We start from the raw sequence: 632 nt of genomic DNA, 5'->3' as shown, positions 1-632 counted from the left end.
GCCGGCTTCCGGCCGCGACCTCCGCCGGTCCGATCTGTGGCGGCCTCTCCGGCCCCTTCACGTCGTCGCCGCCGGCATTGAAATACCAATGGTCATGCTGCGCCGGGCCGGCACCGCCTGCCAGCGCAGCATCCGGCGCGTGGTCGGCCGTGGCCGCGGTCCCTTGCGTTGGCTGGGCGTCATCCGTGGCCGCTGCCGGGACCGCGTCTGCCTTTTCGCCCTTTGCCGCGGCCGGAGACTGGGTATTGTTCTCTCGGCTCGGCTCGGCGATGACTGTGGTGTTTTTGTCTTCGGAGACGGTGGGCGCGCCTTCCGGCGCTGCCGACTTACCGGCGTCGGGCTGGTCGTTCCGCTCGCCGTCGAGCTGGTCTTCGTCGATCACCACCAGGAGATGGCGCGCGTCGGTCAAGCGCGCAAGCCCGGCCGGGTACGAGGTGCTTGCGCCGGGAACAAGCCGCTTGACGATGCGGTCTCCAGCACTTGCCACGTCCGCGACCAGGGCAGCGAGCGTCTCCGGCCTGATGCCGAGCGCGGCAAATCCCTCCGAAGCCGCCTCGACATGGCCTTGGGCGTCGACGAAGGCGATGAAATGTCCGGCCTCGGTGAAGCCGCCAATGGCGCGGCTGGCTATT

1 pseudogene is annotated in these 632 nt (G+C 69.3%); it reads right to left on the bottom strand.

Annotated features, from left to right (window positions below):
- A pseudogene (locus tag EOA60_RS38030) lies at positions 1–632 on the bottom strand (PAS domain-containing sensor histidine kinase); the annotation flags it as partial.

It is taken from the genome of Mesorhizobium sp. M1A.F.Ca.IN.020.06.1.1 (assembly GCF_004023265.1).
Taxonomy (GTDB): Bacteria; Pseudomonadota; Alphaproteobacteria; order Rhizobiales; family Rhizobiaceae; genus Mesorhizobium.
Note: the sequence above shows the minus strand (reverse complement) of the source record. Positions and strands in the feature narration are given on the sequence as shown.